This is a genomic window from Vibrio diazotrophicus (assembly GCF_038452265.1).
Taxonomy (GTDB): Bacteria; Pseudomonadota; Gammaproteobacteria; order Enterobacterales; family Vibrionaceae; genus Vibrio; species Vibrio diazotrophicus.
Genome location: NZ_CP151842.1, coordinates 1 through 14,162 on the forward strand (window position 1 = coordinate 1; position 14,162 = coordinate 14,162).

A 14,162-nucleotide genomic window follows, 5' to 3' on the forward strand; every position below is an offset into this window, starting at 1 on the left:
GTGTCATCTTCGCTTTGGTTGCAATGTTTGCAACAGCTTCAAGAAGAATTACCAGCCGCAGAATTCAGCATGTGGGTTCGTCCGCTACAAGCGGAGCTCAATGATAATACTCTCACTTTGTTTGCCCCTAACCGTTTTGTGCTTGATTGGGTTCGCGATAAGTACATCAACAACATTAACTTATTGTTGAGAGAGTATTGCGGCAACGATGTACCAAGCCTGCGTTTTGAAGTGGGTAGTAAACCTGTAGCGGCTGTGAAGCCAGCGCCAAAGCGCTCTGCTGCAGACGTGGCAGCAGAATCATCTGCGCCAGCTCAACTAGCTCAGCGTCGTCCTGTTCATAAAACATGGGATGATGAATCCGTTGAAGCGGATATTACTTATCGTTCTAACGTCAACCCTAAGCATAAGTTCAATAACTTCGTTGAAGGTAAATCGAACCAGTTAGGTTTGGCTGCTGCTCGTCAGGTGGCGGACAATCCGGGTGCTGCGTATAACCCTTTATTCTTATACGGCGGCACGGGCTTAGGTAAAACCCACCTTTTACACGCTGTGGGTAATGCGATTGTCGATAACAAACCGAATGCTAAAGTGGTTTACATGCACTCTGAGCGTTTCGTTCAGGACATGGTTAAAGCACTGCAAAATAACGCGATTGAAGAATTTAAACGTTACTACCGTAGTGTTGATGCGTTATTGATCGATGATATTCAATTCTTTGCCAATAAAGAGCGCTCTCAAGAAGAGTTCTTCCATACTTTCAACGCTTTGTTGGAAGGTAACCAGCAAATCATCTTAACTTCTGACCGTTATCCTAAAGAGATAAATGGCGTAGAAGATCGCCTTAAATCTCGCTTCGGCTGGGGTTTGACGGTGGCGATTGAACCACCAGAGCTAGAAACTCGCGTGGCGATTTTGATGAAGAAAGCGGAAGATCACCAAATTCATCTGCCAGATGAAGTGGCGTTCTTTATTGCGAAACGTCTGCGTTCAAACGTTCGTGAGTTGGAAGGTGCACTTAACCGTGTTATCGCCAATGCGAACTTTACCGGTCGTCCGATTACCATTGATTTTGTTCGTGAAGCGCTGCGTGACTTATTAGCTCTGCAAGAAAAGCTGGTCACCATTGATAATATTCAAAAGACAGTCGCAGAGTACTACAAAATTAAAATGGCGGATTTACTTTCAAAACGCCGTTCACGTTCTGTTGCGCGTCCTCGTCAATTAGCAATGGCGCTAGCGAAAGAACTCACCAACCACAGCTTACCAGAAATTGGTGATGCTTTTGGTGGTCGCGACCATACCACTGTGCTTCACGCATGTCGTAAAATCGAGCAACTGCGCGAAGAGAGCCACGACATAAAAGAAGACTATTCGAATTTGATTCGCACGCTTTCATCATAATTGCGCTATAGTTTGCGCTGATTTTGCGTCGTTAATCCGTCTATCGTTTAAGAGCACACTATGAAATTTACTATCGAACGTAGCCACTTCATTAAACCTCTACAACAAGTTTCCGGCACTTTAGGTGGCCGAGCGTCACTGCCTATATTAGGTAATTTGCTGATTAAAGTTGAAGACAATCAATTGTCGATGACGGCAACGGATTTAGAAGTTGAACTGATCAGCCGAGTGACGTTGGAAGGGGATTTTGAAGCAGGCAGCATTACCGTTCCGGCGCGTAAATTTCTCGATATTTGCCGAGGTCTTCCTGACTCAGCGGTAATCACTGTGCTGTTAGAAGGTGATCGCATTCAAGTTCGTTCTGGGCGAAGCCGATTCTCATTAGCGACTCTGCCAGCGAACGACTTCCCAAATATCGAAGATTGGCAAAGTGAAGTTGAAATTTCACTCACTCAGGCAGAGCTTCGTGGTTTGATAGAGAAAACGCAATTTTCGATGGCAAACCAAGACGTGCGTTACTACCTAAACGGTATGCTGTTTGAAATTGATGGCAGCACGCTTCGTTCAGTGGCAACTGATGGTCACCGTATGGCGGTTTCTCAAACCGAATTAGGTGCAGATTTTGCTCATAAGCAAATCATCCTACCGCGTAAAGGTGTATTGGAATTAGTGAAGCTGCTGGATGCTCCAGAGCAATCTGTGGTACTGCAAATTGGTAGCTCAAATCTGCGTGCAGATGTGAACAATTTTGTTTTCACTTCTAAGCTGGTTGATGGTCGTTTCCCTGATTATCGACGCGTAATGCCGCAAAGTACCAACAAAGTATTGCTTGCTAACTGTGATGAGTTGCGTCAGTGTTTTTCACGCGCTGCGATTTTATCGAATGAAAAATTCCGTGGTGTGCGAGTGAATCTTGATGAAAACGAAATGCGCATTACAGCAAACAACCCAGAACAGGAAGAAGCGGAAGAGGTGTTAGATGTTACCTTCGAAGGAGACGCCATTGAGATCGGCTTCAACGTAAGCTATATCCTCGATGTGTTGAATACCCTTCGTTGTGATAACGTACGTATCTCTATGTCAGATGCTAATGCCAGTGCGCTGGTGGAAAATGCGGAAGATGACAGCGCGATGTACGTCGTGATGCCAATTCGCCTGTAACCAAGAGTTAACTTCGCGCTATGCCGCTAACCCGTCTGGTTATTCAGCAATTTCGTAATATTAGAGCCTGTGATATTTCATTATCATCAGGCTTTAACTTTCTTATTGGTGTCAACGGAAGTGGCAAAACCAGCGTCTTAGAAGCAATTTATCTGCTTGGGCATGGGCGCTCTTTTAAAAGTTCGCTCACGGGTCGAGTGATTCAAAATGAGTGCTCTGAACTGTTTGTTCACGGGCGTTTTTTGACATCGGATCAATTTGAGTTACCGATTGGTATTAATAAGCAGCGCGACGGTTCAACTGAGGTTAAAATAGGCGGTCAATCTGGGCAAAAATTGGCACAGTTGGCACAAGTTTTACCATTGCAGTTGATTCATCCTGAAGGCTTTGATTTATTAACGGATGGACCGAAACAGCGTCGATCATTTATTGATTGGGGTGTGTTTCATTCTGAACCTGCATTCTATGATGCATGGGGAAGATTTAAGCGTTTAAGTAAACAGCGTAATGCATTACTCAAAACAGCAACCAGCTATCGTGAGCTGAGTTATTGGGATCAAGAATTGGCCTTGTTGGCTGAAAATATTGACCAATGGCGCAGAACTTACGTCGAACAAATGAAAGTTGTCGCAGAAGAGTTATGCCGCACGTTTTTACCCGAGTTTGATATTGCGGTAAAGTACTACCGCGGTTGGGATAAAGAGACCCCATACCAGCAGATATTAGAAAAGAACTTCGAACGCGATCAACAGCTTGGCTACACCTTCAGTGGCCCAAATAAAGCTGATTTGAAGATAAAAGTTAACGGTACTCCGGTGGAAGATGTGCTTTCACGGGGGCAACTGAAATTAATGGTGTGTGCACTACGTGTCGCACAGGGCCAACACTTAACTGAGTTGACCGGGAAGCAATGCATCTACTTAATTGATGATTTTGCTTCCGAACTCGATAGCCAGCGTCGTAAGCGTCTTGCAGACTGCTTGAAGGCGACGCAGGCTCAAGTTTTTGTAAGTTCTATTACACAAAGCCAAGTTGCCGACATGGTCGAGCCAAACAGCAAGATGTTTCATGTGGAACATGGCACAATAGAGCAAGGATAATTTAGTCAGAGAGTAACTCATGTCGAATAATTACGATTCATCGAGTATTAAGGTACTAAAGGGTCTGGACGCAGTACGTAAACGTCCAGGTATGTACATCGGGGACACTGATGATGGCACCGGTCTACACCACATGGTTTTTGAGGTGGTGGATAACTCAATAGATGAAGCGTTAGCAGGTCACTGTAAAGACATCATCGTTACTATTCACGAAGATAACTCAGTATCGGTTAGCGATGACGGCCGTGGTATCCCAACTGAACTGCACGAAGAAGAAAATGTTTCTGCGGCAGAAGTTATCATGACAGTACTGCACGCTGGTGGTAAGTTCGATGATAACTCTTACAAAGTATCAGGTGGTCTGCATGGCGTAGGTGTGTCAGTGGTTAACGCACTATCAGAAAAAGTGCTTCTGACTATTTACCGCGGTGGTCACATCCATACTCAAACCTATCGCCATGGTGTGCCTCAAGCGCCACTAAGCGTTGTTGGTGATACTGAAAAAACAGGTACAACGGTTCGTTTCTGGCCAAGTGCTGACACCTTTACCAATATCGAATTCCATTACGATATTCTTGCTAAACGTCTACGTGAGCTTTCATTCCTAAACTCAGGCGTATCAATCAAACTGATTGATGAGCGTGAAGAAGATAAACAAGACCACTTTATGTATGAAGGTGGTATCCAAGCGTTTGTTACTCACCTTAACCGCAACAAAACTCCGATTCATGAGAAAGTGTTCCACTTTAACTCAGAACGTGAAGACGGTATTAGCGTTGAAGTAGCGATGCAGTGGAACGACGGTTTCCAAGAAGGTATTTACTGCTTTACCAACAACATCCCACAGCGTGATGGTGGTACTCACTTAGCCGGTTTCCGTGCAGCGTTAACTCGTACGTTAAACACCTACATGGATAAAGAAGGCTACAGCAAGAAAGCCAAAACAGCGACATCTGGTGACGATGCGCGTGAAGGTTTGACTGCAGTTGTCTCGGTTAAAGTTCCGGATCCAAAATTCTCAAGCCAAACCAAAGACAAACTGGTTTCTTCTGAAGTGAAATCTGCAGTTGAATCTGCAATGGGCGAGAAACTTAACGAGTTCCTAGCTGAGCATCCTTCTGAAGCAAAAATGGTGTGTAGCAAAATTATCGATGCGGCACGTGCACGTGAAGCAGCGCGTAAAGCTCGTGAGATGACTCGTCGTAAAGGCGCGTTGGACCTTGCTGGTCTTCCAGGTAAACTTGCTGACTGTCAGGAAAAAGATCCTGCACTGTCTGAACTGTACATAGTGGAGGGTGACTCTGCTGGCGGTTCAGCTAAGCAGGGACGTAACCGAAAGAACCAAGCAATTCTTCCGCTGAAAGGTAAGATTCTAAACGTTGAAAAAGCACGTTTTGATAAAATGCTTTCTTCTCAGGAAGTGGCAACACTGATTACTGCATTAGGTTGTGGTATCGGTCGCGATGAATACAACCCAGATAAACTGCGCTACCACAACATCATCATCATGACCGATGCGGACGTCGATGGTTCGCACATTCGTACGCTACTGTTGACCTTCTTCTACCGTCAAATGCCTGAGCTTATTGAGCGTGGCTACATCTACATTGCACAGCCACCGCTTTACAAAGTGAAGAAAGGTAAACAAGAGCAATACATCAAAGATGAAGAAGCTATGGAACAATACCAAGTTTCTCTCGCGTTAGATGGCGCAGCACTGCATGTCAATGCGGATGCTCCGGCATTGGCTGGTGCTCCACTTGAGCAGCTTGTACACCAGTACAATGCTGCGGTTAAGCTAGTTGGTCGTATGAGTCGTCGTTACCCATACGCGATGGTTCAGGAATTCATGTATGTGCCTCGATTGACTGCTGAACAATGCCAAGATCAGGCGGCAGTAGATGCTTGGACGGCAGTTTTAGTTGATCAGCTTAACGCAAAAGAGTCTGGTGCGAGCCAATACAGTTACCAAGTAGAACACAATGCAGAGCAAAATGTTTATGCGCCTAAGATTGTCGTTCGTACTCATGGTGTGACTTACGAATACTTGATCAGTGTAGACCTGCTTAACTCAAGAGAGTACAGCAAGCTGGCTGACGCTTCAGAAGCACTACGTGGCTTGATTGAAGAGGGTGCATTTATCAAACGTGGTGAACGTACTCAACCAGTAGATAGCTTTGCTTCTGCGCTTGATTGGTTAATTAAAGAGTCTCGTCGTGGTCTTTCTTTACAACGATACAAAGGTCTTGGTGAGATGAACCCTGATCAGCTTTGGGAAACCACGATGGACCCAGAAACTCGTCGTATGATGCAAGTAACCATTGAAGATGCGGTTGGTGCTGATGAGCTGTTTACTACGCTAATGGGTGACCAAGTTGAACCTCGTCGTGCGTTTATTGAAAACAACGCACTGAAAGTAGCTAACTTAGACGTGTAGTTAGCTTGGACGTATAGTCTGAGTTATTCGAAATAGTAAAAGGCGCACTTTAAAGTGCGCCTTTTTTATGCTTGCCGTATTACTTTAGCTATTGAGCATTACGTAGCTCTCGACGCAGTACTTTGCCAACCGCTGATTTTGGTAGTTGCTCATGGAAAGTAATTCGTTTTGGTACTTTGTAGTTAGTGAGGTGCTGGCGACAGAAGTGGATGACATCACCCTCGTCTAATGGCTCTAGTGTTGCGACATGAGCATGTACTAACTCGCCAGTGTGTTCGTCATGATCGCCGACAACCGCAGCTTCAAAGATGTGCTGGTGGCTACATAGAATATCTTCTACTTCGTTTGGATAAACATTGAAGCCAGAGACGATAATCATATCTTTCAATCGATCCACAATTTGCACTTGGCCGTCAGTTTTAATCAAGCCGACATCACCCGTTTTAAAGAAGCCATTAATAATCGAGTTGTTGGTTTCATCTGGTCGTTGCCAGTAGCCCGGCATGACCTGTGGCCCTTTCACCACCAATTCTCCAACTTCTCCTTGCGCGAGAGGTTGATTATTGATGTCCCAAACTTGGACTTCGGTTTCAAGTAGTGGAATACCGACACAACCAACTTGTTCTTTACCAAATTCGTTAAGGGTAATCACTGGTGACGTTTCAGATAATCCCCAACCTTCCGTGATGGTGCACCCTGTTGTTTGGTACCAGACATGAAACGCTTTGCTGGTCAGCATAGAACCGCCGGAAACCGTGACTTTCAGGTGACTGAAATCGACAGATGAAATCTCTGGATGCTGGCAGAGCCCCATAAACAGCGTATTGATGCCGGATAAGCCAGAGAAGCGAACGTTTTTCAACGTATTAACGAAACCATCCATATCACGTGGATTAGGGATGAGAATATTTTGAACCCCAACGCTGAACAGGCTGATCATATTCACGGTAAACGCGTAGATGTGATAAAGCGGTAGCGGGCAAACAAAGCTGTCTTCACCTTCAATCATCTTCTGTGTGAGACGAATGTTCATCTGAGCTGCATTGGTCATAAGGTTGCTATGTGTCAGGCAAGCTCCTTTAGATACACCTGTTGTGCCACCCGTGTACTGAATAACGGCAATATCATCTGCAATTGCACTGTTTTCGTCGACGACAGGTAGGTGTTTACCTGCGGATATGGCGCTATTAAAGTCGCTATAAGTGCCGCGATCTTGTTCTTGTTGGGTTAGCAGATCTGGTGCGGCAGTAACGATCACATGCTTGATATTCAGCTCAGATTCTATTGCTTGGTATTTTGGTACTAAGTCTTCCAGAATGATCAGTGCTTTTGCGCCGGAATCACTAAACTGATGTTTCATCTCTCTAGAGGTGTAGAGAGGATTGGTATTCACAATAATCAGCCCTGCCCGCAGTGCGGCATAAGCGGCAATAGGGTACTGAGTTAAGTTCGGTAGCTGAATTGCGATTCGGTCACCCGCTTCTAGTCCGCATTCATGGCGCAACCACTGTGATAAGTAGCGTGATTTTTGCTCAATATCCTCATAAGTCAATGTTTGACCTAAACAATGAAACGCAGGCTTATCGCTATAGCGAGAAAATCCATCTTCAAGTAATTGTGCTAGGTTATTGAATTTATTTGTGTAGTGGTAAGCATCTTTAATCATGTTCTATTCATTCCTTTTATGCATGACGGCAGATACGGTGTAGGAGGTCTATCTTGGTTTAGCACCGTCATCAGGCTTATTAGATATGCAATTGTGGGAGAATGATGACTCAATACTCTTTTAACATTGCATTAACAATAAGCGAGTCTAACTGACCCATTTTTTTTGGCTATAGTCCTGAACGGTATATTGTGCGGATTGGCACTAATTTGTGATAGGCATCCAATACTCTTGATACTTTTATCATTTTTTATGCAATCAGATGCCAGACGAGTTGCCTCTATAAAAAACAAAAATTTTTTTAAGGGAGACTTGAAAGAGTAAAAGGTGGCCTTATATCTATTTACGAAGCAGGAAATGCCGCAGCTGGTGGGTTTCCACTGACTCGTCCAAAAGGAGAGTCCGCTTCATTATTTAGCATCTAATCAATGCATCATTTAAAAATATTGCTTCACAGAAGGATACTTATTATGAGAACTGTAGATTTTACTCCTCTATACCGCAACGCAATTGGTTTTGATCGTCTTCTTAATATGATGGAAGCGAACGCAGCAAAAAATAGCCAAGGCGGTTTTCCTCCATACAACATCGAGCAGCAAGAAGAGAACAAGTTCCGCATTACCATGGCGGTGGCTGGATTTGCTGACGAAGAGCTAGATATCACTCAACAAGAAAACACCTTGATTGTTCGTGGTGAGCGTAAACCAACAGAAGAAAAAAAATACGTTTATCAGGGCATTGCCGAGCGTGATTTCGAGCGTAAGTTCCAATTAGCTGACTACGTAAAAGTGATTGGTGCCAATATGGAGAATGGTTTGCTACACATTGATTTGGAACGTGAAATTCCAGAAGTGATGCAACCACGAAAAATAGCCATTAACGGCAAGCACTTACTAGAGAATTAATATGAAAGAGCCCGCGAAAGCGGGCTTTTTTGTGTCTGTTTTATGCTTCCTGATACGCTTTCTTCACTTCTTCAGCGATCACTGCAATGCCTTTTTGCATCGCTTCATCGTCCTGAACGTAGTTCATGCGCAGACATTGATGCGCATGAGCCCAATCTTCCTTCTGACCAATAAAGAAATACTCACCCGGAACAATCAGAACACCGCGATCTTTCAGGCGTTTGTAGAGCTCCATGGTGGTGATTGGCAGTTCATCAAACCATAGCCAAAGGAAAATAGCGCCTTCAGGTTTATGAATACGGAAACGCTTATCATCGATAGCTTGTTGCAGAAGTTCTACTGCACGCTGTGATTTTTGTTTGTAGAAAGGCTTAATCACCTCTTCACTCAGACGCAATAAGTCATTCTTTTCAATGATGCGGTGTGCCAATGCTGGGCCAATACTGCCCGGCGCTAAGCTGATGATGCCGTTCATATTGCTCAGTGCTTCAGTGACTTGTTCATTAGCAATCACGATACCGCAGCGTACGCCCGGTAGACCGAGTTTTGATAAGCTCATGCAGAGAATGGTGTTTTCATTCCAGAATGGTTCTACATCTTCAAAAATGATGTTTGGAAACGGCACACCATAAGCGTTATCGACCAGTAGCGGGATATTGTTCTCACGAGCCAATTGGTCGAGCTTGTGGATCTCTTCCTCTGTTAACACATTACCCGTTGGGTTGGTTGGACGAGAGGCGCAGATAGCGGCAACAGAATCGTCGACTTTTAGCTGCTCAAAATCGACATGGTATTTGAACAGACCGTTATCCAGTAGCTCGATCTCAGGGTGATATGAAACGAAAATATCTTCGTCGATACCCGCATCACCATAACCAATGTATTCCGGTGCTAGAGGCAATAAAATCTTCTTAAAGCTGCCATCTGGTTGTTTACCCGCAAACAGGTTGAACAGGTAGAAAAAGCCACTTTGGCTGCCGTTGGTTAAACTGATGTTCTTTTCTGTAATGTCCCAGCCATAAGTATCACGCAGCAGTTTTGCCAACGCGCTGATAAACACATCTTTACCTTGAGGACCGTCGTAGTTGGTCATTCCAGCCAGTAAAGAGCCATCGGCCAGCATTTCTTCGGTTGTCAGTCGGAAATAATCGAGCATTTCAGGAATGGCGGCAGGATTACCTCCACCAAGCATGATGGCACCCGGTGTGCGTAAACCATCATTCAAATCGTCCATTAATTGGGTTATTCCAGAATATCGATTAAATTTCTCGCCAAAAGTTGAAAACTGCATTACTGACTACCTGGGGTTGTGTTTATTTGAGTATTGCCGGCGGATAGATTCTCAGCCGTTTAGAATAGTTCCTGAACATACCGTAATGCTTTTGTGAGGCAAAGCACTATTTCTTATGATGTAAAAAAAGCGGCGCAACTCGGAGGAGTCAGGCCGCTTTTTCAAGCTTTAGTGGGATAATCTCAGTGTTTTAAACTGAGTTACTCAATTACTTTTGTAGTAATGAGATATCCGCAATTTGCAGGAACAAGTTACGTAGGTTGTTAAGCAGAGTTAAGCGGTTTTTCTTCAATGCTTCATCATCTGCCATTACCATTACGTTATCAAAGAACGCATCTACTGGCTCGCGTAGTGCAGCAAGTTGGCTCAATGCTTGTTGGTAGTTACCCGTTGCAAATGCAGGCTCTAACGCTTCAGTGAGAACTTCAACGTTTTCAGCTAGAGCTTTCTCTGCATCTTCCTGAAGAAGAGACAGTTCGATCTCTGCTGGCAGTTCGCCTTCGAATTTCGCCAGAATGTTACCCACGCGTTTGTTTGCTGCTGCAAGTGATTCTGCTGCATCCAACTCACGGAAGTGAGAAACCGCTTTAACACGTTGGTCAAAGTCTGCTGGTTTAGTTGGGCGACGAGCCAGTACTGCTTGGATGATGTCTACGCTGAAACCTTCATCTTGGTACCATGCACGGAAACGACCTAGCATAAATTCAATCACATCTTGCTCTACGCTTTCGTTGGTTAAACGATCACCGAACAGTGATTTCGCTTTCGCGACTAAGTCTACTAAATCTAGGTTGTAACCGTATTCAACGATGATACGCAGAACACCCAGTGATGCGCGGCGTAGTGCAAATGGGTCACTGCCTTTTGGTGCTTGACCAATACCGAAGATACCTACGATAGTGTCCAACTTATCCGCCATAGCAACCGCTGCTGATACACCGTTGGTAGGTAGGCTGTCGCCAGCGAAACGAGGCATGTATTGCTCGTTAAGTGCTACTGCAACTTCTTCTGCTTCACCGTCGTGGCGCGCGTAGTGCATGCCCATCACACCTTGAGTATCGGTAAATTCGAATACCATTGATGTCATTAGGTCACACTTTGCTAGCAGGCCAGCACGTTTTGATTTCTCAACATCCGCACCGATTTGCTCAGCAATGTAGCCTGCAAGTTCAGTAATACGGTCTGTTTTGTCTTTGATGGTGCCCAGTTTTTGCTGGAAGATTGCCGTTTCTAGCTGAGGAAGGCGATCAACCAGTTTGCTCTTCAGGTCAGTGTTGAAGAAGAACTCTGCATCAGCAAGACGTGGACGAACCACTTTCTCGTTACCTTCAATAACATGACGAGGCTCTTTAGACTCGATGTTAGATACGAAGATAAAGTTAGGCAGCAGTTTCTTATCTGCGTCATACACTGGGAAGTACTTCTGGTCGCCTTTCATGGTGTAAACCAAGGCTTCTGAAGGTACTTTGAGGAATTTTTCTTCAAACTTAGCAGTAAGCACAACAGGCCATTCAACCAGTGAAGTTACTTCTTCTACTAGGTCATCTTCTAGGTCAGCAACACCGCCAACTTCTTGTGCTGCTTTTTGTGCATCAGCAATGATAGTAGCTTTACGTGCATCGTAATCAGCGATGACTTTGCCGCGCTCTTCCAGAATCGCTGGGTATTGAGATGCAGAATCGATAGTAAATTCTGCTTCACCCATGAAACGGTGACCACGGATAGTACGAGAAGAACTCACACCAAGGATTTCACCTTCGATAAGTTCATCACCGAACAGAATGGTTAGCGTTTTAACTGGGCGGATAAATTGAGTTTCTTTATCACCCCAACGCATTGGTTTCGCGATAGGCAGGTTAGCCAGTGCTTTTGCTGCAAGTTCAACAACAACCGCTTTTGCTTCTTGGCCTTTCACTTCTTGTTTGTAAAGCAGCCATTCACCTTGGTCTGTCTTTAGGCGATCTGCTTGTTCAACAGTGATGCCGTTACCACGAGCCCAGCCTTCAGCAGCTTTGGTTGGTTTGCCATCTGCATCAAAAGCAACCGCAATCGCAGGACCACGTTTTTCAACGACTTTATCCGCTTGGCCTTCAGCAAGGTTAGCGACTTTAAGAGCCAAACGACGTGGCGTTGCAAACCACTTGATGCCTTCATGAGCAAGGTCTGCGGCTTTTAATTCAGCTTCAAAGTTTGCAGCAAATGCTTCCGCTAGCGTGCGAAGTTGCTTTGGTGGTAACTCTTCAGTACCGAGTTCAATTAGAAATTCTTTTGCCATCTTATTTGTCCTCACCCTTTTTACACATAGGGAAGCCCAAAGCTTCACGAGATGCGTAGTACGCTTCTGCAACCGATTTAGTTAGGTTACGAATACGTAGGATGTAACGCTGACGCTCTGTTACTGAGATTGCTTTACGCGCATCCAGTAGGTTGAACGCGTGGCCAGCTTTCAAAATACGTTCGTAAGCTGGTAGCGGGAGAGGCTTTTCAAGCTCAAGCAGGTGTTTACACTCTTTTTCACACTGGTCGAAGAAGGTGAATAGGAAATCCACATCTGCGTGTTCGAAGTTGTAAGTTGATTGCTCAACTTCGTTTTGATGGAAAATGTCACCATAGGTTACTTTGCCTAGTGGGCCATCTGTCCATACCAAGTCATACACAGAATCCACGCCCTGAATGTACATCGCCAGACGTTCGATACCGTAAGTGATTTCGCCTGTAACAGGTTTACACTCTAGACCACCAACTTGTTGGAAGTAAGTAAACTGAGTTACTTCCATACCGTTTAGCCAAACTTCCCAGCCAAGACCCCATGCACCTAGCGTTGGGTTTTCCCAGTTATCTTCCACGAAACGGATATCGTGTACTTGTGGGTCAACACCTAGCACTTTCAGAGAACCTAAGTACAGTTCTTGAATGTTGTCTGGTGACGGTTTAATGATCACCTGGAACTGGTAATAGTGCTGAAGACGGTTAGGGTTTTCACCGTAACGACCATCAGTTGGACGGCGTGAAGGTTGAACGTACGCTGTAGCGATTGGCTCTGGACCAAGAGCTCGTAAGCACGTCATTGGGTGAGACGTACCAGCGCCCACTTCCATATCTAATGGCTGAACAATGGTACAGCCTTGTTGGGCCCAATAATCCTGCAGCGCGAGGATCATACCCTGAAAGGTTTTGATATCGTATTTTTGCATAGTCAGGTTCGCGCGATTCTTCTGTCTGAATTGATAAAAAATAACGATCAAGTATACCCAGTTATTCCCTGACAAAGTAGTGCCAATATTGCTTAATTATTAGCTTAAACTTTCTTTTAGGAGAGTTTTTGTCGTTTATTAGTATTTATTCTTTGATAAGAGAAAAGTTAAATGGAAGCCTATGGCGAATTTGGGGTTGAGATTAATAACGATGCTGTATAGAATTTGGCCTGTCTTTGGGGAGTAGCTTATCGGGCGCTGTGGCAAACAGTACCGATTCGTTCGTCAACATAATTGGTGCAAAATCACCATGGCGTCCGAGACTCGAAGCCCTTCGAGTTTAGCAAGACCTTAGACAAACACCGCGAACTTGGGTAGGGCGTGGGGTTTGTCTATGGTTTATATAATAATCCCTACCCTAATGAGTAGGTCGTGAGCGTTTTAGCTATTTCAATTACAACTGTCGCCTTAGCCGAAATTGGTGACAAAACCCAATTACTATCTCTTCTGTTAGCCAGCCGTTACCGTAAACCGGTACCAATCATTGCTGCTATTTTCCTTGCAACCGTTGTGAACCACGCATTAGCTGCTTGGTTAGGTGTTGTAGTTGCCGATTATTTATCTCCGGAAATCCTTAAATGGGTCGTGGTGGTCAGTTTCTTAGCCATGGCTGGCTGGGTGTTGATTCCAGATAAATTGGATGATGACGAGGAAATCTCGAATCGCGGGCCTTTTATTGCAAGTTTTATCGCGTTCTTTGTCGCTGAAATTGGTGACAAAACTCAGATTGCGACTTCTATTCTTGGTGCTCAGTTCGCAGACGCGTTAACCATGGTGGTGTTGGGTACGACAATTGGTATGCTGCTAGCCAACGTTCCGGTTGTTCTGATTGGCAAATTGTCTGCTGACAAACTTCCTTTAGCTATGATTCGAAAAGTCACCGCACTGCTGTTCTTGGCCTTAGCTGCGGGTACAGCCTTCTTATAAGTAACACCAGTCAGTCT

General features: G+C 44.8%; 10 protein-coding genes. 6 read left to right on the plus strand and 4 right to left on the minus strand.

Annotated elements, in window-relative coordinates:
• From dnaA to gyrB, 4 genes are read left to right on the plus strand one after another with little or no spacing between them, the layout of a single operon-like run.
• Positions 1 to 1,404, plus strand: a complete 1,404-nt coding sequence (dnaA, locus tag AAGA51_RS00005; RefSeq protein WP_042489512.1) for a chromosomal replication initiator protein DnaA — start codon at positions 1 to 3, stop codon at positions 1,402 to 1,404.
• Positions 1,405 to 1,464: 60 nt separating this feature from the next.
• Positions 1,465 to 2,565 carry a DNA polymerase III subunit beta gene (gene dnaN, locus AAGA51_RS00010; RefSeq protein WP_042489509.1) on the plus strand — a complete coding sequence of 367 codons (1,101 nt, stop codon included), beginning with the start codon at positions 1,465 to 1,467 and terminating at the stop codon, positions 2,563 to 2,565.
• A 20-nt stretch (positions 2,566 to 2,585) separates the two neighbouring features.
• Entirely contained in the window at positions 2,586 to 3,665 is a 1,080-nt protein-coding gene (recF, locus tag AAGA51_RS00015) for a DNA replication/repair protein RecF (RefSeq protein WP_042489506.1), read from the plus strand.
• A 19-nt stretch (positions 3,666 to 3,684) separates the two neighbouring features.
• Positions 3,685 to 6,102, plus strand: a complete 2,418-nt coding sequence (gene gyrB, locus AAGA51_RS00020; RefSeq protein WP_042489503.1) for a DNA topoisomerase (ATP-hydrolyzing) subunit B — start codon at positions 3,685 to 3,687, stop codon at positions 6,100 to 6,102.
• 88 nt (positions 6,103 to 6,190) lie between these two features.
• On the opposite strand, the gene AAGA51_RS00025 is transcribed toward gyrB, so the two are convergent.
• Complete coding sequence (locus tag AAGA51_RS00025; protein WP_042489500.1) at positions 6,191 to 7,768, minus strand: AMP-binding protein; 1,578 nt, start codon at positions 7,766 to 7,768, stop codon at positions 6,191 to 6,193.
• 470 nt (positions 7,769 to 8,238) lie between these two features.
• Here AAGA51_RS00025 and AAGA51_RS00030 point away from each other — a divergent pair, with 470 nt between their 5' ends.
• The gene (locus tag AAGA51_RS00030; RefSeq protein ID WP_042489497.1) at positions 8,239 to 8,673 is read left to right on the plus strand and encodes an Hsp20 family protein; all 435 of its coding nucleotides are present in this window, start codon (positions 8,239 to 8,241) and stop codon (positions 8,671 to 8,673) included.
• 40 nt (positions 8,674 to 8,713) lie between these two features.
• On the opposite strand, the gene AAGA51_RS00035 is transcribed toward AAGA51_RS00030, so the two are convergent.
• The 3 genes from AAGA51_RS00035 to glyQ form a co-directional block, all read right to left on the minus strand.
• The gene (locus tag AAGA51_RS00035) at positions 8,714 to 9,964 is read right to left on the minus strand and encodes a valine--pyruvate transaminase (RefSeq protein WP_042489494.1); all 1,251 of its coding nucleotides are present in this window, start codon (positions 9,962 to 9,964) and stop codon (positions 8,714 to 8,716) included.
• A 208-nt stretch (positions 9,965 to 10,172) separates the two neighbouring features.
• Positions 10,173 to 12,239 (minus strand): glycine--tRNA ligase subunit beta, encoded by a 2,067-nt coding sequence (gene glyS / locus AAGA51_RS00040; protein ID WP_042489491.1) that lies wholly within the window; start codon positions 12,237 to 12,239, stop codon positions 10,173 to 10,175.
• Position 12,240: 1 nt separating this feature from the next.
• The gene (glyQ, locus tag AAGA51_RS00045) at positions 12,241 to 13,158 is read right to left on the minus strand and encodes a glycine--tRNA ligase subunit alpha (protein ID WP_042489583.1); all 918 of its coding nucleotides are present in this window, start codon (positions 13,156 to 13,158) and stop codon (positions 12,241 to 12,243) included.
• A 432-nt stretch (positions 13,159 to 13,590) separates the two neighbouring features.
• Here glyQ and AAGA51_RS00050 point away from each other — a divergent pair, with 432 nt between their 5' ends.
• Positions 13,591 to 14,145, plus strand: coding sequence for a TMEM165/GDT1 family protein (locus AAGA51_RS00050; protein WP_042489488.1), 555 nt, complete (start codon positions 13,591 to 13,593; stop codon positions 14,143 to 14,145).
• Positions 14,146 to 14,162: the final 17 nt, after the last annotated feature.

Bases quoted from the DNA above. Each gene is read 5' to 3' on its own strand.
- dnaN (WP_042489509.1), top strand. From the start codon at position 1,465: ATGAAATTTACTATCGAACGTAGCCACTTCATTAAACCTCTACAACAA.
- recF (WP_042489506.1), top strand. From the start codon at position 2,586: ATGCCGCTAACCCGTCTGGTTATTCAGCAATTTCGTAATATTAGAGCC.
- gyrB (WP_042489503.1), top strand. From the start codon at position 3,685: ATGTCGAATAATTACGATTCATCGAGTATTAAGGTACTAAAGGGTCTG.
- AAGA51_RS00025 (WP_042489500.1), bottom strand. From the start codon at position 7,768: ATGATTAAAGATGCTTACCACTACACAAATAAATTCAATAACCTAGCA.
- AAGA51_RS00030 (WP_042489497.1), top strand. From the start codon at position 8,239: ATGAGAACTGTAGATTTTACTCCTCTATACCGCAACGCAATTGGTTTT.
- AAGA51_RS00035 (WP_042489494.1), bottom strand. From the start codon at position 9,964: ATGCAGTTTTCAACTTTTGGCGAGAAATTTAATCGATATTCTGGAATA.
- glyS (WP_042489491.1), bottom strand. From the start codon at position 12,239: ATGGCAAAAGAATTTCTAATTGAACTCGGTACTGAAGAGTTACCACCA.
- glyQ (WP_042489583.1), bottom strand. From the start codon at position 13,158: ATGCAAAAATACGATATCAAAACCTTTCAGGGTATGATCCTCGCGCTG.